This is a genomic window from Streptomyces sp. 2114.4 (assembly GCF_900187385.1).
GTDB classification, from domain to species: Bacteria; Actinomycetota; Actinomycetes; order Streptomycetales; family Streptomycetaceae; genus Streptomyces; species Streptomyces mooreae.
This window is the reverse complement of sequence record NZ_FYEY01000001.1, coordinates 2,077,175-2,099,122: the sequence shown is the minus strand read 5'-3', so window position 1 is coordinate 2,099,122 and position 21,948 is coordinate 2,077,175. Positions and strand designations below refer to the sequence as shown.

Here is a 21,948-nt window from a genome sequence, read left to right as displayed (position 1 = left end):
GGGCATGGCGTGATGAGCGCCCGGGCCGGGCGCTCGTCCGCTCGCTTCCCGCGGCGGCCGGCCGGGGTGGGCCGGCGCCGGGTCAGTCGCGTACGGGCAGCTCTGCCGCCAGGGCCGCGGCCGCCCGTACCAATGGCAGGGCCAGCAGCGCCCCGGTTCCCTCTCCAGCAGTGACGCCGTGGTCGAGCAGAGGGTTGAGTGCGATCCGGTCCAGCGCCTTCGCCTGGGCCGGCTCCCCGCTCGCCTGCCCGGCCACCCACCAGTCCGGTGCCCGGAATGCCACCCGCTGCGCCACCAGCGCACAGGCCGCCGAGACCACCCCGTCCAGGATCACCGGGGTACGGCGCACCGCGCTCTGCAGCAGGAAGCCGGTCATCGCGGTCAGATCCGCGCCGCCGACCGTGGCCAGCAGCTCCAGCTGGTCGCCGAGCACCGGACGGGCCCGCCGCAGCGCGTCGCGGATCGCCGCGCACTTGCGCATCCAGGCCAGATCGTCGATGGGGGCGCCGCCCCGCCCGGTGACCACCGAGGCGTCCGTACCGCACAGCGCGGCGATCAGCGTGCTCGCCGCGGTCGTCCCGCCGACGCTCAGATCGCCCAGCACCACCAGGTCGGTGCCCGCGTCCGCCTCCTCGTCCGCGACCGCCGTCCCGGCCCGGAACGCCGCCTCCGCCTCCTCGGCCGTCAGCGCGTCCTCGATGTCGATCCGTCCCGAACCGCGCCGCACCCGGTGGCGGGTGACGTCCTCCGGCAGCTCCTGCGGGTCGCAGTCCACCGCCAGATCCACCACCCGCAGCTGCGCCCCGGCGCCCCGGGCCAGCACCGCGGCCGGGCTCGCCCCGTCCAGCACGGCCCGTACGAGATCCCTGGTGCCGCCGGCCGGCCGGGCCGACACCCCCAGCTCGGCCACCCCGTGATCGCCCGCGAACAGCAGCACCCGCGGCCGCTCGACGGGCCGCACCGGCACCTGCTGCTGCGCGGCGGCCAGCCACTCGCCCAGCTCGTCCAGGCGGCCGAGCGCACCCGGCGGCACGGCCAGCCGGGCCCGCCGCTCCTCGGCGTCACGGCGTGCCCCGCCATCGGGGCGCTCGATCAGGTGGGCGAAGTCGTCGAGGTTCAAGGCGCTCATTGGGCGCAGATTACCGTCAACTCACCGCTGACGAAGCGCACCGGGGGGAACGGCCCGGGGTGAGGTGGCCGAAGCGAACCGGACCTCGCACACCAGCGGCGTCAGCGCGCGCAGCACCGGCACGCGGCGGCCGCGCCACACCAGCCGGGACCACAGGCCGCCCGCGGCCGCGCCGCCCGGCACGGCCGGCACCGGACCGAGTTCGCGCACCGCGACGATGCCCGGGTGCAGGCAGGCCACCCGCGGCAGTTGGGCACGGTCCAGCCCCCAGCGCGGGGCCGGCCACCGGCCGCCGGCCGCGGCGGCCCGCCGCGCCAGCGCGGTCGCCCGCCCTGGCAGCGCGTCAAACACCAGCACACCGCCGGGAAACCGCTCCGCGCACGCCACCAGCAGCGCGCGCACCGCGGGCGGCGGCAGCCGCATCAGCACCCCGGGAGCCGTGACGACGACCCCGCGCCACGGCTCCGGCACCGCGTCCAGCCAGGCGTGATCGGTCACCGCACGGGCCACGGTCCGCCGCCGCGCGCCGTCCGGGAGCAGCATCCGGCGGGCCGCCGCGGTCTTCGGGGGCACCACCGTCAGCCAGGTCAGCCGCCCGTTGTCCAGCCGCCAGAAACCGGTGCCCAGCCCCTCGCCGAGCGCGACCACCGTCGCCTCCGGATGCCGCTCCAGATAGGCGCGCACGGCCGCGTCGAAAAGCCGCCCGCGCCCCCGGGGTTCCCGCACGGGCCCCGCCGCCCACCCGGCCGGCGCTTCGGATTCGGTCCGCTCGGATTCGGTCACGGGTCAAGAGCACCCGGCGCCGCGCCCCCGGGCAAGCGGACACGGGCCGCGCCGGGCCCGTGTCATCCACGCAGCGCAAGCGCCTGCCCCGCGACGACCAGCAGCACCTGCTCGCACTCCGCGGCGAACGCGGCGTTCAGCCGCCCCAGTTCGTCACGGAACCGACGGCCCGCCGGGGTCGCCGGGACGACCCCGGACCCGACCTCGTTGCTCACCGCCACCACCGGCCTGCGCGTCTCGCGCAGCGCCGCCACCAGCGCATCGGTCCGCTTCCGCAGCGCCTCCCGGCCGCCGGCCTCCCAGGTCGCGTCGTCCCACGCCCCGACGTCGTCCATGACATGCGTCAGCCACAGCGCCAGACAGTCGATCAGCAGCGGCGAGGTCCCGGCCGGGCGACCGGTACCGGGGCCGGGGCCCGCACCGGGCCCACCGTCCTCCGCGCCCGGCACGCCACCCTCCCGGCCCGGCCCGGCGGCTTCCGCCCCCGCCCCGGCGGCCTCCGTGTCCGGCCCGGCCCCCAGCAGCGGCAGCAGATCGCAGGTCTCGACGGTGCGCCAGCTGCCGGGGCGCCGCTCACGGTGCAGCGCGACCCGCTGCGCCCAGTCCTGGTCGCCGTCCCGGGTCCCCCCGGTGGCCACGTACACCACCTCGGGGAAGGCCGCGAGCCGCCGCTCCGCCTCCACCGACTTGCCGCTGCGCGCCCCGCCCAGCACCAGGGTCCGCCGCGGCAGATCCGGCACCGCGTGAAACTCGCCGACCACCAGCGTGCTGCCGTCCGCCACCGCGCGGGCCCCCACCGCCGCGAGCCTGCGGTGCAGTTCGGGCCCCGGCGGCACACCGTGGTCGAGGTGCACCGCCACCACGTCCGTCGCCGCGTCGACCGCGCCGCTCGCCCGCAGCCTGGCCAGCGCATCGGGCCGCTTCACCACGTCGAGCAGCACCAGGTCGTAGGGCCCGGCGCCGCCGGTGCCCTCCGCACCGCCGCCCGCCGCCCGGCCGTTCCCGTTGCCCAGTCCGGCCGGCGCCGCGCCCGGCGGCAGATACAGCAGCCGCTCGCCGTCCGCGCCGGAGATCTCGTAGCCGGTACCGGGGATGTCCACCGCGACGGCGCGTACTCGGTGCCCGTCGAGCAGCGCCAGCTCCCGCCCGTCCGCGACCCGCCCCGGCTGCGGCATCCCGGCCGGCACCTCCAGCGCCGGGCCGTCGTGGGGATGGGAGAGCAGCACCTGCCGGACGCCCGCCAGGGACTGCCCGGCACGGGCGGCCGCGAAGGCCGGGCCGGGCGTCAGGTCGATCATCAGCGCGCCGTCGACGAGCAGCGCGGTCGCCGCCCGCGCCTCGTCGCCGACGGCGGTCGCACAGGCGGCACACGGGCAGGTGGGGCGCGGCAGCCCCTGCGGGGCCCCGGTGCCAAGGAGAGTCACATCCACACCGCCGAGTTTCCCGCGTCCGCGGCGGGCGGGCGCGGCGGGGGCGGACTCGACACGGCCGTTAGGCTGCCGATCAGCACGGAAGCACGGCACCGGGGGTGCGTCAGGACGCGCCCGCGGTGGCACAGATTCGTACTCGGTGGGATCCAGGAGGCGCACATGGCGTGGACGTGGCGGTTCGAGAAGGCCGACGGTTCGGAGACGGCGCCGGCCGTGCAACCGGAGGAGTTCACCACCCAGGGCGACGCGGAGTCCTGGATCGGCGAGGAGTGGAAGGCCCTCCTCGAAGGCGGCGTCGACCAGGTCAGGCTCTTCGAGGACGACACCGAGATCTACGCGGGCCCGATGAGCCTGCACGCGGCCGCGGAGGGCTGAGCCCCGACGACGCGGCGGGGCCCGGCCGGCCGCAAACGATGCTTGGCCGGGCCCGCACGGGCCCGGCCAAGCATCCACATCAGTCCCGCCGCGACGGCGCGCGACCACAACGGCGAGGGTCCGGCGGAACAGGGGACGTCCCCAGCCACCGCGTACGACGCCCTTAAGGCCGCTGCCCCCGCTTCACCTGCGGCTTCGGCAGCCGCAGTCGCCGCATCTGCAGCGTCCGCATCACCGCGTACGCCTTCACGCCCTTGAGGTTCTCGTTCGGGAAGCGCTCCTGCAGCCGCTTGCCCAGACGGAACCAGATCATCACCGAGTCGAGCACGATCAGCACGATGATCACGAGCCACAGCAGCAGCGCGATGCTCTGGATCGACGGCACCCGGATCATGGTGAGCACCAGGATCACCACGGCCATCGGCAGGAAGAACTCGGCGACGCACCAGCGGGAGTCGACGTAGTCGCGCGCGAAGCGGCGCACGGGACCCTTGTCGCGCACCGGCAGATACCGCTCGTCGCCGCTGGCCATCGCCTCGCGCTGGCGGGCCATGTCGACGCGGCGGGCCTCGCGCTGGGCCTTCGCCGCGTCCTTGCGGTTCGTGGGCGTATGCGCACGGGAGCGGCGCTGCGTCTGGGCTTCGCTGCGTTTGGGCGTCGGGCGGCCCTTGGGGGCCTGCGGATCGCGGGGCTGCTGGGGCTGGTCCGCGGTCACCTTGGCGGTCGCGGCCTGCTCATCCTTCGAACGGCTTCGGAACACAACACCCAAGGGTACGTGCTCGCCGCGGGTGAGCCACGGTCCGACGGGCACGATCCGGCAACGGCGCTCCCGGAAGCCGGCGTCCGACCAGGCCGGAACCCATGCACTACCGGGACAGAGCGGACATCGTGCCGGTTGTCCCGACTCTCCCTACTCCTTGCGCGGGAGAAGAACGCGTACCGATCGTCCTGGAGGAGGAGCGCATCCGGGCGCGAACAGTGCGGTAATGGAACCAGGGCCCGTACTGTGGGGTCTGTAGATGTGCTGGAGCCTAAGCCCGAGGTGACTCGGCCAGAAGGGGGCGCGCGAGGCCCATGAGCGATGGTGTCATGAAGCGGATGGGGATGATCTTCCGCGCGAAGGCCAACAAGGCCCTGGACCGGGCCGAAGACCCGCGCGAAACCCTCGACTACTCGTACCAGAAGCAGCTGGAGCTGCTGCAGAAGGTGCGCCGCGGCGTCGCCGACGTGGCGACCTCCCGCAAGCGCCTGGAGCTGCAGCTCAACCAGCTCCAGGGCCAGTCGTCCAAGCTGGAGGACCAGGGCCGCAAGGCGCTGGCGCTCGGCCGCGAGGACCTGGCCCGCGAGGCGCTGAGCCGGCGCAGCGCGCTGCAGCAGCAGGTCACCGACCTGGAGACGCAGCACCAGACGCTGCAGGGCGAGGAGGAAAAGCTCACGCTCGCGGCGCAGCGGCTGCAGGCCAAGGTCGACGCCTTCCGTACGAAGAAGGAGACGATCAAGGCCACCTACACGGCCGCCCAGGCCCAGACCCGGATCGGCGAGGCCTTCTCCGGCATCTCCGAGGAGATGGGCGACGTCGGCATGGCCATTCAGCGTGCGGAGGACAAGACCGCACAGCTGCAGGCCAGGGCCGGTGCCCTGGACGAGCTGATGGCCTCCGGCGCCCTGGACGACCCGACCGGTATGGCCAAGGACGACATCACCGCCGAGCTGGACCGGCTCTCCGGCGGCAGCGACGTCGAGCTGGAGCTGCAGCGGATGAAGGCCGAGCTCGCGGGCGGCTCGTCCGGCCAGCAGGCCATCGAGGGCGGCCAGAACGGCGGGGACCGGTCCGCCCCGCAGCAGGACCGGCCGCGTTTCGACAAGCAGTGACGGCCGGCGGCGGATAGCCTCGCCGGAGATCGTCGGACCGGACCAAGGGAGACCGTCGTGATCGTACGGATCATGGGGGAGGGCCAGGTGAAGCTGGACGATGCCCACTTCACCGAGCTCAACCGACTGGACGATGAGCTGCTGGCCGAGATGGAGAGCAACGACGAAGCAGGTTTCCAGCGCACTCTCGATGCCCTGCTGGACGCGGTCCGCCGGCTCGGTACGCCGCTTCCCGACGATGCCCTCGAACCGTCCGAACTCATCCTGCCGTCCGCCGACGCCTCTCTCGAAGAGGTCCGGGACATGCTCAGCGACGACGGCCTCATTCCGGGCTGAACCCCGGTCCGGTCCCGGCCCGGCTCGGTCCGGCCCCGGTCCGGGCACTCCACTCCAGCGCACGGCGCCCCGGTCCCTCGGCGGACCGGGGCGCTACCGTTTGCTCTTGTGAGCCACCTCGATCCCCGCCCGGACACGCCCCGCGCCGGCCGCTTCCCGTGGCAGCGGGCCCACCCGTTCGCCTTCGACACGGTCCTGGCGGTGGCGGTCTTCGCGTGCATCCTGTGCGGCGCGGTGGTCGGCCCGCACGGACCGAACGGTCCGCGGTTCGGCGCTCACCACCTCTCCGCCACGACCGTGGCCTTCGCCGCGCTGGCCTGCGCCGCCCTGGTCCTGCGCCGCCGGCTGCCCCGTACGGTCCTGGCCGTCACCGGCGTCTGCACCATCGTCGAACTGCTCGCGCGCTCCAGCGACCCGCGCGCCCCCGTGGCCGCCGCCGCGGTGATCGCCCTCTACAGCCTGGCCTCGCGCACCGACCGGCCCACCACCTGGCGGGTCGGCGCGCTGACCGTCGTCGTCCTGACGGCCGCCGCGATGCTCTGCGGACCCCGCCCCTGGTACGCACAGGAGAACATCGCGATCTTCGCCTGGACGGGCATGGCCGCGGCGGCCGGCGACGCGGTCCGCAGCCGCCGGGCCGTCGTCGACGCCATCCGCGAGCGCGCCGAACGCGCCGAGCGCACCCGCGAGGAGGAGGCCCGGCGCCGGGTCGCCGAGGAGCGCCTGCGCATCGCCCGTGAGCTGCACGATGTCGTCGCCCACCACATCGCCCTGGTCAACGTCCAGGCCGGGGTCGCCTCGCATGTCATGGACAACCGCCCCGACCAGGCCAAAGAGGCGCTGGCGCACGTCCGCGAGGCGTCCCGCTCGGCGCTGGAGGAACTGCGCGCCACGGTCGGCCTGTTGCGGCAGTCCGACGACCCCAAGGCGCCGACCGAGCCCGCGCCCGGCCTCGGCGTCCTCGACCAGCTCGTCGACGGGTTCGTCCGCGCCGGGATCCCCGTCGATCTGGAGATCCCGCACGAGCCCCGCCCCCTGCCGGCCTCCGTCGACCTCACCGCCTACCGCGTGGTCCAGGAAGCGCTCACCAACGTCCACAAGCACGCCGGCGAGGGGGCCCGCGCCACGGTGCGGATCCTGCACTCCGAGACCGCGCTGACCGTGACCGTCCTGGACGACGGCGCGGGCCGGGCCGGCATCCCGCGGCAGAAGGGCGGCGACCGGCCGCCCGTGGAGCCGGGCGGGCCCGGCGAAGCGGAGGACAGGAGCGGCGGCCACGGCCTGATCGGGATGCGCGAGCGGGTCTTCGCGCTGCGCGGCACTGTCGTGACCGGCCCGCGCGCGGCCGGCGGCTTCCAGGTGCGGGTCACCCTTCCATTGCAGACCGTCCGTACGGGGGAGTCGATATGACGATCAAGGTGTTGCTCGCCGACGACCAGGCGCTGCTGCGCAGCGCCTTCAAGGTGCTGGTCGACTCCGAGCCGGACATGGAAGTGGTGGCGGAGGCCTCCGACGGTGCCCAGGCGTACGAGCTGACCCGGGCGCAGCGCCCCGACGTCGTCCTGATGGACATCCGGATGCCCGGGGTGGACGGCCTGGCGGCCACCCGCATGATCAGCGAGGACCCGGAGCTCACCGGTGTCCGGGTGGTCATCCTGACGACCTTCGAGGTCGACGACTATGTGGTGCAGTCGCTGCGGGCCGGCGCCAGCGGCTTCCTGGGCAAGGGCGCCGAGCCGGACGAGATGCTGGGCGCGATCCGGATCGCGGCGGCCGGCGAGGCGCTGCTGTCGCCCGTCGCGACCAAGGGACTGATCGCCAAGTTCCTCGCGCAGGGCGGCAGTACGGGGGACGGCGGGCCCGGCGGCCGCGGCACCGAGCGGCTGGCGACGCTGACCGGCCGCGAGCGCGAGGTGCTGACCCTGGTGGCGGGCGGGCTGTCCAACGACGAGATCGCCGAGCAGCTGGCGGTCAGCCCGCTCACCGTCAAGACGCATGTGAACCGCGCGATGGCCAAGCTGGGCGCCCGCGACCGGGCCCAGCTGGTGGTCATCGCCTACGAGTCCGGACTCGTACGCCCACGGGTGCAGTGAAGGGGGAGGGGCCCGTACTCCCAACGCGGTACGGGCAGCGGCCGGAAACCGACCTGCGAGCGAGGAAAACCGGCCAGGGCATGGCGGAAGGTGTAAGTGGGCCCGGGAAAGGCCCCGCCGACCGTTTCAGAACAGAAGAGAGACCCCACCCATGTCCTGGCTGTCCCGACTCAGCCTCGTACAACGGGGCCTGATAGCGCTGATGTCGATCGTGGCGATCGCCTTCGGCGCCATCGCGATCCCGCAGCTCAAGCAGCAGCTCCTGCCGTCCATCGAACTCCCGATGGTGTCCGTGCTGGCCCCCTACCAGGGCGCCTCCCCGGACGTCGTCGAGAAGCAGGTCATCGAACCCCTCGAGGACGGCGTCCAGGGCGTCGACGGCATCAAGTCCGTCACCTCGACGTCGAGCGAGGGCTCGGGCGTCATCATGGCGCAGTTCGACTACGGCAACGACTCCAAGCGCCTGGTCGCCGATGTCCAGCAGGCCGTGAACCGCGCCCGCGCGAAGCTGCCGAAGGACGTCGACCCGCAGGTGGTGTCCGGTTCGACCGACGACATCCCCACCGTGGTCCTGGCCGTCTCCTCGGACTCCAAGGACCAGCAGACGCTGGCCGACCAGCTCAACCGCAGCGTGGTGCCGGACCTCAAGAACATCGACGGCGTCAGCCAGGTCAGCGTGGACGGCGTCCAGGACCGGATCGTCGCGGTCACCCCCGACGACAAGAAGCTCGCCGCCGCCGGGCTGAGCGCCCAGTCGCTGGGCCAGGCGCTGCAGAACGGCGGGACGTCGGTGCCCGCCGGCTCGTTCTCCGAGGACGGCAGGAGCAAGACCGTCCAGGTCGGCGCCGGCTTCACCTCCGTCGCGCAGATCAAGGACCTGCGGCTCGCCCCGTCGGCGGGCGGTGGCGCGTCCGCCGGCGCCGGTGCCTCCTCGGGCGAGGGTGCGTCCGCCGGCGGTGCACCCTCCGCCGGCAGCGGTCCGTCCGCGGGCGGGGGGCCGGGCGGCGCGGTCCGCCTCGGCGATGTCGCCACCGTCAAGGAGGAGCAGGCCACTCCGACGTCCCTGACCCGCACCAACGGCAAGCCCAGCCTCGCCGTGAACGTGACGATGGACAAGGACGGCAGCGCGGTCGCCATCTCCGACGCCGTCAAGGACAAGCTCTCCACGATCCGTCAGGACCTGGGCAAGGGCGCACACGTCACGGTCGCCTCCGACCAGGGCCCGCAGGTCTCCAAGTCGATCGACTCGCTGACCACCGAGGGCCTGCTCGGCCTCGCCATGGCGGTCATCGTCATCCTGGTCTTCCTGCTCAGCCTGCGCTCCACGCTGGTGACCGCGGTCTCCATCCCGCTCTCGGTCGTCATCACCCTGATCGTGCTGTGGACCGGCGACCTCTCCCTCAACATGCTCACCCTCGGCGCGCTGACCATCGCGATCGGCCGCGTCGTGGACGACTCCATCGTCGTCCTGGAGAACATCAAGCGGCACCTGGGCTACGGCGAGGAGCGCCGCGAGGCCATCCTGAGCGCCGTCAAGGAGGTCTCCGGAGCGGTCACCTCCTCCACCCTCACCACGGTCGCGGTCTTCCTCCCGATCGGTGTGGTCGGCGGCATGGTCGGCGCCCTGTTCGGCTCCTTCTCGGTGACGGTGACCGTCGCCCTGCTCTCCTCCCTGATCGTCTCCCTGACCGTCGTCCCGGTGCTGTCCTACTGGTTCCTGCGGGCCCCGCAAATCCCCGAGGGCACCACGGTGGACGACCTGCGCCGGGCGGCCGAGGAGAAGGAGGCCAAGAGCCCCCTCCAGCGCTTCTACGTCCCGGTCCTGCGGTTCGCCACCCGCCGCCGGCTCACCAGCCTGGTCATCGCCGTGGTGGTCCTCCTCAGCACTTTCGCCATGGTCCCCCTGCTCAAGACCAACTTCCTCGACCAGGGCGCCCAGGACACCCTCACCCTCAAGCAGGAACTCAAGCCCGGCACCAGCCTGGGCGCGGCCGACAAGCAGGCCGAGCGGGTCGAGAAGGTGCTCGCGGCGAACGACGACATCGCCAATTACCAGGTCACCGTCGGCTCCTCCGGCTTCATGGCGGCCTTCGGCGGCGGCACCGGTGCCAACCAGGCCTCCTACCAGCTCAAGCTGACGGACTCCGCGGACTCCGACAAGGTCACCGACGCGCTCCGCGCCGACCTCGACAAGCTCGGCAAGTCCATCGGCGACACCAGCTTCAGCACCGGCGGCGGCTTCGGCAGCCAGGACCTGAGCGTGGTCGTCAAGGCCGGCGACGCCGGTGTCCTGAAGACGGCCGGCGAGCAGGTCCGCAAGACCGTCGCCGGCCTCGACGACGTCACCGACGTCCAGAGCGACCTCTCCCAGAGCGTCCCCCGGATCTCCGTGAAGCCCAACGCCAAGGCGGCCGCGGCCGGTTACGACCAGGCCTCGCTCGGCGCGGCGGTGACCCAGGCGGTCCGCGGCACCACCAGCGGCAAGGCCGTCCTCGGCGACACCGAGCGGGACATCGTCCTCAAGTCGGCCCACCCGGCCACCACCGAGGACGAGCTGAAGAACCTGACCGTCCCGACCCCGTCCGGCCCGGCGAAGCTCAGCACCCTCGCCACCGTGCGGACCGTCCCCGGCCCGGTCCAGATGACCCGGATCGACGGCGCCCGCTCGGCGACCATCACCGCCAAGCCGACCGGCGACAACACCGGCGCGGTCAGCGCCCAGCTGAAGCAGAAGATCGACGCGCTGAAGCTGCCGGACGGCGCCACCGCGACCATCGGCGGCGTCTCCCAGGACCAGTCCGACGCGTTCTCCTCGCTCGGCCTGGCGATGCTGGCGGCCATCGCCATCGTCTTCATGCTCCTGGTGGCCACCTTCCGCTCGATGATCCAGCCGATCATCCTGCTCGTCTCGATCCCCTTCGCGGCGACCGGCGCGATCGGCCTGCTGGTCGCCACCGGCACCCCGCTGGGCGTCCCGGCGATGATCGGCATGCTGATGCTGATCGGCATCGTGGTCACCAACGCCATCGTGCTGATCGACCTGATCAACCAGTACCGGGCGCAGGGTCACGGCGTCGTCGAAGCCGTCATCGAGGGCGGCCGCCACCGGCTGCGCCCGATCCTGATGACGGCACTGGCCACGATCATGGCGCTGCTCCCGATGGCGCTGTCCATCACCGGTGACGGCGGCTTCATCTCCCAGCCGCTCGCCGTGGTCGTCATAGGCGGCCTGATCACCTCCACCCTGCTCACCCTCCTCCTCGTCCCGACGCTCTACGCGATGATCGAGCTCCGCAAGGAGCGCCGGGCGCAGAAGAAGGCCGCGAAGCGGTCCGCCGTGGACGGCTCGCGGCCCGAGGAGAGCGACCGCACACCGGAGCCGGCGAGCGTGTGACGCCGGCCTGACCGGCGGAGCCCGGTGAAGAAACGATGCCCCCGTGAGCAGGTGCTTGCGGGGGCATCGTGCTGGGCATCCGCTCACGGGGCGGCCCGGGGCCGCCCCGGCACCACTCGCCGACGAAGGGGGACCACAGTGGGAAAGCACGGTGACGGCAAGGGCGGCGCGGACGGCGACTGGCAGCAGAGCCCGAAGGAATCCGACGGCCGGTGGACCAAACCGGTGACCGACCCGCCGAAGAAGAAGTAGGGGCGGCGCCGTGTCCTCGCCGGGCCGGCTGGTGGAAATCCTGCACAACAAGGGCGAGTTGCCCCCGGAATGGGCCCCGACGGTCGCCGCCGTCGACCGCGCGCACTTCGTCCCGGACACCTTCGAGGTGGCCGACCGCACGGTCTCCCGCTCCGCGGACGAGGCCGAGTGGCGCCGGATGGTCTACGCCGACCTGCCCCTGATCACCCAGCACAACGACGGCCGGCGCGCGGCGGGCGAGGTGGCCTTCCCCACCTGCTCGACCTCCATGCCCTCCCTCATGCTGGCGATGGCCGCGGTCGTCCGGGACGGCGACGCGGTCCTGGAGGTCGGCACCGGCACCGGCTACTACGCCGCCTGGCTCGCCCACCGCCTCGGCGGGGACCGTACGACCACGATCGAGACCGACAAGGCCCTGCACGACATCGCCCGGGACAACCTCGCCCGGGCGGGCCTGCACCCCCACACGGAGTGCGGCGACGGCCTGGCGGGCGTCCCCGCGCGGGCCCCCTTCGACCGGATCATCGCGACCTGCACGGTCCGCGACATCCCCTACGCCTGGGTGGAACAGACCGCACCGGGCGGCACGATCCTCACCCCGTGGGGCTCGTCGTTCCACTCCTACTCGTTCGCCACCCTGACCGTCCGCGACGGCCGGGCCACCGGCGGCTTCTCCGGCCGCCCGGCCTTCATGTGGGCCCGCCAGCAGCGCCGCTCCTACGGCCGCATCCGCGACTGGTACCACGGCGAGGAGGGCGACCACTCCACGACCACGCTCGACCCCCGGGTACTGGAGTACGACTCCCACGCCCGCTTCGCCGTCGGCCTCCGGGTACGCGACGCCTGGCCCCTGCTGTGCCACGCCGACGACGGCAGCGACGAGGCCACGTACTGGCTCTTCGACGACGCCCGCACCTCATGGGCCACCGCCGAATACGTCCCCGGCCGCACGGCGTACGACATCGAACAACACGGCCCCCGCCGCCTGTGGGACGAGGCCGAATCCGCCTACCGCACCTGGCACTCCCAGGGCAGCCCGCCCCGCGACCGCTACCGCATCACCGTCACCGCCGAGGGGCAGCGCGTGTCGCTGTGACCGGCCCCGTCCCGGCAGCGCGCCGGGACGGCCCGAACCGCGTCTCTAGTCCTGGTCCTTGAGGGATTCCACGAAGGTGCCCCAGGCCGCGTGGGGGATGAGGAGCGCGGGTCCGTGCGGGTTCTTGCTGTCCCGTATGGGCACCAGGCCGGGGAAGCCCTCGGCGATCTCGACGCAGCTCCCGCCGTTGGTGTTGCTGTAGCTGCTTTTGCGCCAGCGAGCCGCGCTCAACTCGGTTGTGTGTCGCATGGCTTGTAGTCCTCCATTGCCTTTCGGATCAGGTCTGCCGACTCCGCCAGCGAGAGGGCATTTGCACGCAGCACCTCGTACCGGCGCCGCCACTTCTTTACGGCTTCCGGACCCTCGTGGAGATGCGCGGCCTCGATGCCCTCTTCGTAGGCCATGGTGGAGCCGTCGGGAAGCGTCAGCAGATTCAGGGCGCCGCCCATCAGCGGGTACGGACCCGCGCTGAACGGCATGACCTGCACCTTACTGTCGGGAGTATCCACCTGTTCGAGCAGTCGAGCCAGTTGTTTGTGCATGCACTCCCTGCCGCCCGCGTGCCGCCGGAGCACAGCCTCGTCGATGATCACCCATCGGTATGGCCGGGCGGCCGAGTGCAGACGCTCCTGACGGGACATCCGGGCGTTGACACGCTCTTCGACCTGTTCCTTGGTCAAGTCCTCCTGGCAGCCCAGAGAGTCGCGGGCGTACTCCATGGTCTGCAACAGCCCAGGCACGGCCTGCGGTTCAAAGACCTCGATCACCTCGGCACGTGCCTCGAAGTCCATGAAGCGCCGGTACTGATCCGGATGCGCCTCTCTCTTCGCGAGCTGGTACAGGCCGTGGAAGTGCTCCTCCGTGCCGAATGCCGCATCGAGTGCGGCGGGTAGTTCCGGGGGTGGCATCAGCTCCGCCGCCTCGACGCGCGCCAGTGTGCTCTTGCCGAAGTTGACGATCTCCGCCAACTGCACCAGCGACAGCTTCGCGCGCTCGCGGTGGCGGCGCTGTTCGGCTCCGAAAAAGTGGCGTGCGGACAGGTACGGGGTCAGTTCCTTCGACGTGAACTTCATATCCGTCAGCTCTCGGTCGTCCCAGCTCAACAGGCGGACGAGACACCTGCGTTGAGGCCATGTCCCACAGTGTGGCGATGGCGATACACACGGTAGTGAGAAGGGTCGATGTGAAGGAAGCGAGTCATATGTACGAGAGTTCGCCGTCACGGTGTTCGCCTCCGCGGCTGCTGCCGTGGACCAGGCCGGACGGTGGCCCGTGCTACCTGAGCACGGATAACCCCGACAGCCCCCTGTCCCTGCTGGCCGACCAGGCCGAGGACGACCTGATCGCCGCCGCCGAGGCCCTGCTGGACGAGACCGGGCCCCTGCCCGCCGTACGGGGCACTGATACCCCGGAGCTGTGCCGGACGGCCGCCGCACTCCACCAGGCGCTGCGGGACGTATTACGGATCGCCGTCAGCCGGGGCGACCGCCTGCCGGAGCCGTGCGACCACGGCGAGACCAGATTGTGCGAGGGCCGGACCTGCTGCCGGGCCTGCCGGCAGCAGATCTATCTCCAGAGCGGTCCGTGACGATCCGTCTGAGGGCCGGACGGTACACGCAATTGGCGGCACACGGGGCGGCAGGGCACGCATTTGGCGGTGCATCTCTCGCCGACCCCGGAGGCCGGTGGTTTCGTGGCGGGTGGAGCTGGACCGACGAAAGGTGAGCAACCGTGCCGTCCGCGCTGGCCCGCAGGGCCACCCCCGTCATCGCGCTCGGGCTGGGCCTCGCCCTGGCTCTCGCGGTGCCACCGCCCGCCCTCGCTTCCCCGGGAGACGTCCGGGTCCGCGTCGGCGTCACCGGCGGCCCCTACACCGCGAGCGTGGGACTCGTCATCACGGGACCGCGCACACTCCTGGGCGGTTTCTACTGCGCCGCCGACGGCCTCTCGCCCACGCCCCTCACGGCCCTGGTCGACGCCGACGAACAGTACGGCCTCGGCGGCGTCAAGGCGCGCTGGGACACCAAAGCCCAGGATTTCGTCGTCACCGAGATCCACGGCGACGTCGCCGAGGGCAAGAAGAAGTGGAACGCGTACGTGAACGAGGAAAAGATCAAGAAGGGCCCCTGCCACACCGCCATCAAGGGCGGCGACAAGGTCCGCTGGACCCTGGAGTAGCCACCCAGCCACCAAGTGGCACCAATGGCCCGCCCCCACCCACCGTCACTTACTCCCCCACGGGAGGGGGCGGGCCGGAGGGGCAGGGTGTCCGGACGTAAAGCGAAGCAGTCCGGACACCCTGCCCCGGAGGCCCGTCACCGCACCCCAGCCCCGCGCAGCGGACCCGGCCCGCCGCAGGCGCCACGGCGAGAAGCCCCCACGGCGGGAAAGCCGAAAACGCACCCGCACCGCAAGCGCTACGGCAACGCCAGCATCCGCTCAAGAGCCAGCTTCGCAAAGCTCTCGGTCTCGTCGTCGACCTGAATACGGTTGACGACCTTCCCCGCGGCCAGCGACTCCAGGGCCCACACCAGGTGCGGGAGGTCGATGCGGTTCATCGTCGAGCAGAAGCAGACCGTCTTGTCGAGGAAGACGATCTCCTTGTCCTCCGCGGCGAAGCGGTTGGCCAACCGGCGGACCAGGTTGAGCTCGGTGCCGATGGCCCACTTCGAGCCGCGCGGGGCGGCCTCCAGGGCCTTGATGATGTACTCCGTCGAGCCGACGTAGTCCGCCGCCGCCACGACCTCGTGCTTGCACTCGGGGTGGACCAGGACGTTCACGCCGGGGATGCGCTCCCGCACATCGTTCACCGAGTCCAGCGAGAACCGCCCGTGCACCGAGCAGTGCCCGCGCCACAGGATCATCTTGGCGGCCCGCAGCTCCTCGGTGGTCAGGCCGCCGTTCGGCTTGTGCGGGTTGTAGACCACGCAGTCGTCCAGGGACAGGCCCATGTCGCGGACGGCGGTGTTGCGGCCCAGGTGCTGGTCGGGCAGGAACAGCACCTTCGTCGCACCGGGCTCGCCCTGTTCGAACGCCCAGTCCAGTGCCCGCTTGGCGTTGGAGGACGTACAGATCGTGCCACCGTGCTTGCCGGTGAAGGCCTTGATGTCGGCCGAGGAGTTCATGTACGAGACGGGGACGACCTGCTCGGCGATACCTGCCTCGGTGAGCACATCCCAGCACTCGGCGACCTGCTCGGCGGTGGCCATGTCGGCCATCGAGCAGCCGGCGGCGAGGTCGGGGAGGATGACCTGCTGGTCGTCGCCGGTGAGGATGTCCGCGGACTCCGCCATGAAGTGCACACCGCAGAAGACGATGTACTCGGCGTCCGGCCGGGCGGCGGCGTCCCGCGCGAGCTTGAAGGAGTCGCCGGTCACATCGGCGAACTCGATGACCTCGTCGCGCTGGTAGTGGTGCCCGAGGACGAAGACCTTGTCCCCGAGCTTCGCCTTGGCCGCGCGGGCGCGCTCGACGAGGTCGGGGTCCGACGGGGCCGGCAGATCGCCGGGGCACTCCACACCGCGCTCGCTCTTCGGGTCGGCCTCACGGCCGAGGAGGAGCAGGGCCAGCGGGGTCGGCTGGACGTCCAGGGGCTGGGCGGTGGTCACAACACGCACCCTCTCTTTTCTTCGATGAGCTCTTCGATGAGCGCGGCGCAGCCGCATCCGTGGGAGCCGGTGGGGCCACCGGGAGCCTTTTCGTCTATATGACGCTATCTATCATAGCCGCTTCACGTCACTTTGACGATGGCCATCGTGTCGATGTGACGCATCAGCACCCCCGGCCTCCGCCGTGTGCGGTCGGCCACGTGTTCCCGGCGGCCGGTGTGCGAGCATGAGGAGAGAACAAGGCGAGAGGCTCATCCGGACGGCGTCCGGAAACCGGCTTCTCGGCAATTCGCGCCCAGCCGGAATTAATCCGGGACGTCGCCGGTTGCAGCTGGTTGCATCCGATGACAAGCGGTCCGTACAACCCGGGAGAGATGTAGATGAGCGTTCAGGACGAGACCACCGTCAGCGACGGCATCATCCTGTCCGACGCGGCCGCGTCGAAGGTCAAGAGCCTGCTGGAGCAGGAAGGCCGGGACGACCTCGCGCTGCGGGTGGCCGTTCAGCCCGGCGGCTGCTCCGGTCTGCGCTACCAGCTCTTCTTCGACGAGCGTTCGCTCGACGGCGATGTCGTCAAGGACTTCGACGGTGTCAAGGTCGTCACCGACCGGATGAGCGCCCCCTACCTGGGCGGTGCCTCCATCGACTTCGTCGACACCATCGAGAAGCAGGGCTTCACGATCGACAACCCGAACGCCACCGGCTCCTGCGCCTGCGGCGACTCCTTCAGCTGAGGAGTGCGGGCTCCGGCTGAAGAGCACGGACTCCGGCCAAGGAGTACGGGCCCCGGCCGAGGAGCACGGCAGCTCGTCGAAAGGCGGCGCCCCCCCGAGTGGGGGAGCGCCGCCTTTCGTTTTCCCGCCTCCGCCGCGGCCGGCCGCACCGCGTCCGGTCACCGCTCGGGCACGGACTCACCGCGCGGGCGCGGACTCACCGCTTGGGTACGGACTTACCGCTTGGGCACGGACTTCCCGGTCGACACATCGACCACCTTCCGGCCGTCCAGCGGCTTCTGCAGCGTCACGGTCTTGGTGAACTCCTTGGCGATCTTCACGCAGACCTGGCCCGGCTTCTTGTCCTTGCCGGTGACCTTGGTCTTCACGGCTGCACCGGATTCCTCGGCGCTCACCGAGTAGGTGCTGCACACCCCGCCCCAGAAGTGCACCGTCAGCTTCTTGCCGCCGTCGCCCACGTCGTACGACTCCAGGGCCATCGCCCCGGGCTTGCCGGACGGCTTCGTCGCGCTCGGCGACCCGCCGCCCCGGTGGGCCAGGTACTTCGGGTTCACCGCCGGGTGCGCGATCGTCGAGGTGGCGTCCGGGCCGGGGCCGGTGCCCGGCTGGCGCACCTTGTACAGCCACGACGGCACCAGCGCCTGCCCGCCGTCCACGTACTGCACCGAGAGGCCGAAGACGGCGCCGGTCACCTCCGACGGCTGCTGCGCCTTCGTCGGATCCGGCTCGCACGGCGCTATCCCGCCGCCCTTGCCCCCCTTGTCGTCCTTGCCGCCCTTGTCACCGGGCGTCGAGGGGCAGCCGGCCGGCGTGCGGCCCTCGCCCTCGTTCAGCCGGTCCAGCGTCCTGTCGGCGTTCAGCACCGGATAGACCGCGCCCTTGGCCGGGTTCGCCAACTGGCCGCTGCCGCCGACGACCTGGCCGTCCGAGCCGACCTGGAGATCGCTCTGCCAGCCGTACGTCGGCAGCCCGCCGAGCACCGGATTCGCGCTGACGATCCGCACCGCGCCGGAGAGCCCGCCCGCGTCGAGCCGGGCGTTCTCCTGGCCGAGCGCCTTCAGCACCGGCCGCACGGCCTTCTCGGCCTTCTCCGGCGACACCGCGCCCTTGCTGTCGTCCTCGGTCGTGACGTCCCCGCCGCCGCGGTACGAAGGGCAGCCGGGCCGGCCGGACGGCGCCGCGCCGTCGGCCTGGTCCTGGCCGCCCTTGCCGCCCTTCGGGGAAGCGGGCAGGGCGCAGTTCGTGCCGCCCGGCGTGCCGTACTGCGAGTACGTCCAGGCGCCCGAGCCGGACTTCTTCACCTCCAGGACGGGGCTGCGGGCGTCCCGCGTCAGCCCGCCGACCTTCCAGGAGGTGCCCTCCGAGCGCACCTTTCCGGACACGTCCAGCGCCTTCGCCAGCCGTTCCACCGACTCGCGGCTGATCTCGCCCTTGGGGCGATACACCGGCGCGGACGCCGGACCGCCGGGCAGCTTCTTCACCGCCCGGTACTTCGCGCCCTGGGGATTGGGCTCGCCGGCCGCGATCGAACCGCCGCCGGTGTAGCCGTCGAGCGCCAGCGGTGGCGGGTCGCCCTTGGCCGCTGAACCCGCGCCCTCGCTGCTGGACGCGGACGAGACCCAGTACGCCGCGCCGCCCCCGGCGAGAAGTACCGCCGCGGCCATCGAGGCGACCACCATGGGGGTGCGCCGCCTGCGCTCCTTGGGGCTCGGGGTGTCGGTGGTGCCCTCGGTGTTCACCGCATCGCTCCTTCGGCTCCGCTGAACATCTGACGTGCCATCCTCCGTGAGGTGACGTCGATGGGACGGAGCGGGGGTGGATACGGTTCCGGCCGGGCGGCCGGTCAGCCGCCGTACCCGGACATTTCAGTCGCCGTACTCGGACATTCCGTCCACGAGTGCGGCCGAGCGGGAGGGAACCTCGACGCCGTGCAGATCCGCGGCGCGCCCCGGCGCGGGCGCGGACCGCCGTCCGGTCGGCCACCGGTCCGCCATCCGTGCGCAGTCGCCGCGCAGCTCGTCGAGCGATTCGGGGTCCTGCGCGGTGGGCGAGACGCCCTCACGCGGTGTGACGGCTTTCACAGGTTTGGTCATAGGGGCACCGTACGCAGCCATATAGCGACGAGAAAGACCTACTATTGGGTAGTTTCAGCCATTCCAAGTGTCCGGGATGACCGGGTGGCACGCGACCCCGGCGGGTAGCGTGGCTCCACGTCAGCCCGCCCCTACGCCTTCCGCAGGAGCAGACCCGTCGTGCGTATCGCAGTCACCGGCTCCATCGCCACCGACCACCTGATGACCTTCCCCGGCCGTTTCGCCGATCAGTTGGTCGCCGACCAGCTGCATACGGTCTCCCTCTCGTTCCTGGTCGACCAGCTCGACGTCCGCCGCGGCGGCGTCGCCGCCAACATCTGCTTCGGCATGGGCCAGCTCGGCACCGAGCCGATCCTGGTCGGTGCCGCCGGCAACGACTTCGAGGAGTACCGCGCCTGGCTCGACCGCCACGGCGTCGACACCCGCTCCGTCCGCATCTCCGAGGTGCTGCACACCGCGCGCTTCGTGTGCACCACCGACGCCGACCACAACCAGATCGGCTCCTTCTACACCGGCGCGATGAGCGAGGCCCGGCTGATCGAGCTGCAGCACGTGGCCGAGCGGGTCGGCGGCCTGGACCTCGTCGTGATCGGCGCGGACGACCCCGAGGCGATGATCCGGCACACCGAGGAGTGCCGCAGCCGCGGTATCCCCTTCGGCGCCGACTTCTCCCAGCAGATCGCCCGGATGGACGGCGACGCCATCCGCACCCTCCTGGCGGACGCGGCCTACCTCTTCTCCAACGAGTACGAGAAGGGCCTGATCGAATCCAAGACCGGCTGGAGTGACGAGGAGATCCTGGCCAAGGTCGGCACCCGCGTCACCACCCTCGGCGCCAACGGAGTCCGCATCGAGCGGGTCGGCGAGCCCACCATCGAGGTCGGCGTCCCGGAGGAGAATGCCAAGGCCGACCCCACCGGCGTCGGCGACGCCTTCCGGGCCGGTTTCCTGTCCGGTCTGGCCTGGGGCGTCGGCCTGGAGCGCGCCGCCCAGGTCGGCTGCATGCTGGCGACGCTGGTCATCGAGACCGTCGGCACCCAGGAGTACGAGCTGCACCGCAGCCACTTCATGGACCGCTTCACCAAGGCCTACGGCCACGAGGCCGCGGCCGAGGTCCAGCAGCACCTGGCCTGATCTGCCCGGTTTCAGGCGCGGCGCCGCACGACGTACGCGGCGCCGCGCTCGGCCGCCCGCTCGCCCACGTACTCCTGGTCGCGCATGGTGCACCAGGCGGGGATGTCCTGCCGGGCGGCCTCGTCGTCGGAGAGCACCGTCACCGTCCCGCCGACCGGGACCTCGCCGATCACCTTCGCCAGCTCGATGACCGGGACGGGGCAGCGCTTGCCCAGCGAGTCGACGACCAGCCCGGCGGGCTCGGCGGCTTCGGCGGGCTCGGAGGCATCCCCGGGCGCGGCGGCCTCCGCGGCTTCCCCGGCCCCCGCCGCCGGGACGCCCAGCCGCTCCCGCACCGCGCGCACCACCCGCGGCAGCACCTCCAAGAAGCGCTCCACGTCCGCCTCGGCCGTGCCGTACGGCAGCGAGACCCGTACATTCCCCTCGGACAGCACGCCCATCGCCCGCAGCACATGGCTCGGCGTCAGGGTGCTGGACGTGCACGACGACCCGGACGACACCGAGAAGCCCGCCCGGTCGAGCTCGTGCAGCAGGGCCTCTCCGTCGACATAGAGACAGGAGAAGGTGACGAGATGGGGGAGGCGGCGCACCGGATCGCCGACCACCTCCACGTCCGGGACCAGCTGAGGCACCCGTGTCCTGATCCGGTCCACCAGTCGCCGCAGCCGCGCCGCCTCGTCCCCGGTCTCCGTCCCCGCGCGCAGCGCCCGCAGGGACGCCGCCGCGGCCACGACGGCGGGGATGTTCTCGAAGCCCGCGCTGCGGCCCGACTCCCGCTCGTCCCGCGGCCCCTGGGGCGCGAACCGGGTCCCCTTGCGGACCGCGAGCAGCCCCACGCCGGGCGGCCCGCCCCATTTGTGGGCACTCGCCGTCAGCAGCGACCAGGCGCCGGGCACCGGCCCCCACGGCAGTGACTGCGCGGCGTCCACCAGGAGGGGGACGGCCGCCTCCCGGCAGAGCGCGGCCACCTCCTCGACCGGCTGTGCGGTTCCCACCTCGTGGTTGGCGGACTGCAGAGCGACCAGCGCGGTGTCCGGGCCGAGCGCGGCGGCCACCTCGCCGGGTGCCACCCGGCCGGTACGGTCGACGGCCAGCTCCGTGCGGCTGCCGCCGGCTGCCTCGTGGACCTCGGCGGCGTGCAGGACACAGGAGTGCTCCACGGCGGAGTACAGCAGCCGTCGGCCGGCCCGCCGGCGGGCCGCCAGCGCCCCGGAGATTCCCGTGTGCACCGCCTGCGTCCCCGAAGGGGTGAAAACCAATTCGTCGGGGCGACAGCCCACGGCCTCGGCCGCGGCCTCCCGGGCGGCGTCCAGCAGCAGCCGGGCGCGCCGCCCCTCCCGGTAGAGGCGGGCCGGGTCGGCCCAGCCCTCGTCGAGCGAGGCGAGCAGGGCCTCGCGGGCGACCGGATGCAGGGGGGCGGCCGACGCCGCGTCGAAATAGGGCACGTACGAGACGTTAGTCCTCCCGCTCGCGACCGGGGACGGCCCGGCCCCGCCGTGCGGCGCCGCGCGGCTCCCGGGGGCGGCCGGCGGGCGGGAGCGCCCCGGTCGGCGTCCAGGGGAAAGCCCAGGGGGACACTCCGGGGAAGGCCCCGGCCAGCGGTGCCGGAGTCCGTCCGG

At 72.2% G+C, this 21,948-nt stretch carries 21 protein-coding genes; 11 read left to right on the top strand and 10 right to left on the bottom strand.

Annotated features, from left to right (window positions below; all coding sequences use genetic code 11):
- Positions 1-82: 82 nt before the first annotated feature.
- The 3 genes from cobT to CFW40_RS09130 form a co-directional block, all read right to left on the bottom strand.
- Entirely contained in the window at positions 83-1,129 is a 1,047-nt protein-coding gene (gene cobT / locus CFW40_RS09140) for a nicotinate-nucleotide--dimethylbenzimidazole phosphoribosyltransferase (protein ID WP_088797316.1), read from the bottom strand.
- Positions 1,130-1,150: 21 nt separating this feature from the next.
- Entirely contained in the window at positions 1,151-1,912 is a 762-nt protein-coding gene (locus CFW40_RS09135) for a methyltransferase (protein WP_088797315.1), read from the bottom strand.
- A 62-nt stretch (positions 1,913-1,974) separates the two neighbouring features.
- Positions 1,975-3,342, bottom strand: coding sequence for a bifunctional adenosylcobinamide kinase/adenosylcobinamide-phosphate guanylyltransferase (locus CFW40_RS09130; protein WP_088797314.1), 1,368 nt, complete (start codon positions 3,340-3,342; stop codon positions 1,975-1,977).
- Between the two features lie 159 nt (positions 3,343-3,501).
- Here CFW40_RS09130 and CFW40_RS09125 point away from each other — a divergent pair, with 159 nt between their 5' ends.
- Positions 3,502-3,717 (top strand): hypothetical protein, encoded by a 216-nt coding sequence (locus CFW40_RS09125; protein WP_088797313.1) that lies wholly within the window; start codon positions 3,502-3,504, stop codon positions 3,715-3,717.
- A 163-nt stretch (positions 3,718-3,880) separates the two neighbouring features.
- Here CFW40_RS09125 and CFW40_RS09120 read toward each other — a convergent pair whose 3' ends face one another.
- Entirely contained in the window at positions 3,881-4,477 is a 597-nt protein-coding gene (locus CFW40_RS09120) for a DUF3043 domain-containing protein (protein ID WP_088801989.1), read from the bottom strand.
- A gap of 314 nt (positions 4,478-4,791) precedes the next feature.
- Between CFW40_RS09120 and CFW40_RS09115 the strand changes: the two genes are divergently transcribed.
- The 6 genes from CFW40_RS09115 to CFW40_RS09090 all read left to right on the top strand — a co-directional run bounded on the left by CFW40_RS09115 (position 4,792) and on the right by CFW40_RS09090 (position 12,760).
- Complete coding sequence (locus CFW40_RS09115) at positions 4,792-5,589, top strand: PspA/IM30 family protein (RefSeq protein WP_088797312.1); 798 nt, start codon at positions 4,792-4,794, stop codon at positions 5,587-5,589.
- A 57-nt stretch (positions 5,590-5,646) separates the two neighbouring features.
- Positions 5,647-5,925: a hypothetical protein gene (locus CFW40_RS09110; RefSeq protein ID WP_088797311.1), complete on the top strand. Its 279-nt coding sequence runs from the start codon at positions 5,647-5,649 to the stop codon at positions 5,923-5,925.
- Between the two features lie 108 nt (positions 5,926-6,033).
- A complete protein-coding gene (locus CFW40_RS09105) occupies positions 6,034-7,335 on the top strand; it encodes a sensor histidine kinase (RefSeq protein WP_088797310.1) in 1,302 nt (433 codons plus the stop codon).
- Positions 7,332-8,018, top strand: coding sequence for a response regulator transcription factor (locus CFW40_RS09100; RefSeq protein ID WP_088797309.1), 687 nt, complete (start codon positions 7,332-7,334; stop codon positions 8,016-8,018). Before CFW40_RS09105 ends, CFW40_RS09100 begins: the two co-directional genes overlap by 4 nt.
- Positions 8,019-8,169: 151 nt before the next feature.
- Entirely contained in the window at positions 8,170-11,412 is a 3,243-nt protein-coding gene (locus CFW40_RS09095) for an efflux RND transporter permease subunit (protein ID WP_088797308.1), read from the top strand.
- 262 nt (positions 11,413-11,674) lie between these two features.
- Entirely contained in the window at positions 11,675-12,760 is a 1,086-nt protein-coding gene (locus CFW40_RS09090) for a methyltransferase domain-containing protein (protein ID WP_088797307.1), read from the top strand.
- A gap of 45 nt (positions 12,761-12,805) precedes the next feature.
- Here CFW40_RS09090 and CFW40_RS09085 read toward each other — a convergent pair whose 3' ends face one another.
- Positions 12,806-13,009 carry a DUF397 domain-containing protein gene (locus CFW40_RS09085; RefSeq protein WP_088797306.1) on the bottom strand — a complete coding sequence of 68 codons (204 nt, stop codon included), beginning with the start codon at positions 13,007-13,009 and terminating at the stop codon, positions 12,806-12,808.
- The gene (locus CFW40_RS09080; protein WP_088797305.1) at positions 12,988-13,833 is read right to left on the bottom strand and encodes a helix-turn-helix transcriptional regulator; all 846 of its coding nucleotides are present in this window, start codon (positions 13,831-13,833) and stop codon (positions 12,988-12,990) included. The genes CFW40_RS09085 and CFW40_RS09080 overlap by 22 nt, the downstream gene beginning before the upstream one ends.
- A 77-nt stretch (positions 13,834-13,910) precedes the next feature.
- On the opposite strand from CFW40_RS09080, the gene CFW40_RS09075 reads away from it, so the two are divergent.
- Both CFW40_RS09075 and CFW40_RS09070 read left to right on the top strand, forming a co-directional pair.
- Positions 13,911-14,348: a hypothetical protein gene (locus CFW40_RS09075; RefSeq protein WP_176956544.1), complete on the top strand. Its 438-nt coding sequence runs from the start codon at positions 13,911-13,913 to the stop codon at positions 14,346-14,348.
- Positions 14,349-14,491: 143 nt separating this feature from the next.
- Entirely contained in the window at positions 14,492-14,938 is a 447-nt protein-coding gene (locus tag CFW40_RS09070) for a hypothetical protein (protein ID WP_088797304.1), read from the top strand.
- A 239-nt stretch (positions 14,939-15,177) separates the two neighbouring features.
- On the opposite strand, the gene nadA is transcribed toward CFW40_RS09070, so the two are convergent.
- Complete coding sequence (gene nadA / locus CFW40_RS09065; RefSeq protein WP_088797303.1) at positions 15,178-16,377, bottom strand: quinolinate synthase NadA; 1,200 nt, start codon at positions 16,375-16,377, stop codon at positions 15,178-15,180.
- A 371-nt stretch (positions 16,378-16,748) separates the two neighbouring features.
- Here nadA and erpA point away from each other — a divergent pair, with 371 nt between their 5' ends.
- The gene (erpA, locus tag CFW40_RS09060) at positions 16,749-17,102 is read left to right on the top strand and encodes an iron-sulfur cluster insertion protein ErpA (protein ID WP_006606077.1); all 354 of its coding nucleotides are present in this window, start codon (positions 16,749-16,751) and stop codon (positions 17,100-17,102) included.
- Positions 17,103-17,317: 215 nt separating this feature from the next.
- Here erpA and CFW40_RS09055 read toward each other — a convergent pair whose 3' ends face one another.
- Together CFW40_RS09055 and CFW40_RS09050 are read right to left on the bottom strand one after the other, a co-directional pair.
- Positions 17,318-18,841, bottom strand: coding sequence for a hypothetical protein (locus CFW40_RS09055; RefSeq protein WP_088797302.1), 1,524 nt, complete (start codon positions 18,839-18,841; stop codon positions 17,318-17,320).
- Between the two features lie 126 nt (positions 18,842-18,967).
- Positions 18,968-19,195: a hypothetical protein gene (locus CFW40_RS09050; protein WP_088797301.1), complete on the bottom strand. Its 228-nt coding sequence runs from the start codon at positions 19,193-19,195 to the stop codon at positions 18,968-18,970.
- Between the two features lie 159 nt (positions 19,196-19,354).
- Between CFW40_RS09050 and CFW40_RS09045 the strand changes: the two genes are divergently transcribed.
- A complete protein-coding gene (locus tag CFW40_RS09045; protein ID WP_088797300.1) occupies positions 19,355-20,329 on the top strand; it encodes a carbohydrate kinase family protein in 975 nt (324 codons plus the stop codon).
- An 11-nt stretch (positions 20,330-20,340) separates the two neighbouring features.
- Here CFW40_RS09045 and CFW40_RS09040 read toward each other — a convergent pair whose 3' ends face one another.
- Positions 20,341-21,774 carry a cysteine desulfurase/sulfurtransferase TusA family protein gene (locus CFW40_RS09040; protein WP_088797299.1) on the bottom strand — a complete coding sequence of 478 codons (1,434 nt, stop codon included), beginning with the start codon at positions 21,772-21,774 and terminating at the stop codon, positions 20,341-20,343.
- Between the last annotated feature and the right edge of the window lie 174 nt (positions 21,775-21,948).

Coding starts and splice junctions, on each gene's coding strand:
- CFW40_RS09085 (WP_088797306.1), bottom strand. CDS start 13,009: ATGCGACACACAACCGAGTTGAGCGCGGCTCGCTGGCGCAAAAGCAGC.
- erpA (WP_006606077.1), top strand. CDS start 16,749: ATGAGCGTTCAGGACGAGACCACCGTCAGCGACGGCATCATCCTGTCC.
- CFW40_RS09100 (WP_088797309.1), top strand. CDS start 7,332: ATGACGATCAAGGTGTTGCTCGCCGACGACCAGGCGCTGCTGCGCAGC.
- cobT (WP_088797316.1), bottom strand. CDS start 1,129: ATGAGCGCCTTGAACCTCGACGACTTCGCCCACCTGATCGAGCGCCCC.
- CFW40_RS09050 (WP_088797301.1), bottom strand. CDS start 19,195: ATGACCAAACCTGTGAAAGCCGTCACACCGCGTGAGGGCGTCTCGCCC.
- CFW40_RS09095 (WP_088797308.1), top strand. CDS start 8,170: ATGTCCTGGCTGTCCCGACTCAGCCTCGTACAACGGGGCCTGATAGCG.
- CFW40_RS09125 (WP_088797313.1), top strand. CDS start 3,502: ATGGCGTGGACGTGGCGGTTCGAGAAGGCCGACGGTTCGGAGACGGCG.
- CFW40_RS09080 (WP_088797305.1), bottom strand. CDS start 13,833: ATGAAGTTCACGTCGAAGGAACTGACCCCGTACCTGTCCGCACGCCAC.
- CFW40_RS09115 (WP_088797312.1), top strand. CDS start 4,792: ATGAGCGATGGTGTCATGAAGCGGATGGGGATGATCTTCCGCGCGAAG.
- CFW40_RS09075 (WP_176956544.1), top strand. CDS start 13,911: ATGGCGATACACACGGTAGTGAGAAGGGTCGATGTGAAGGAAGCGAGT.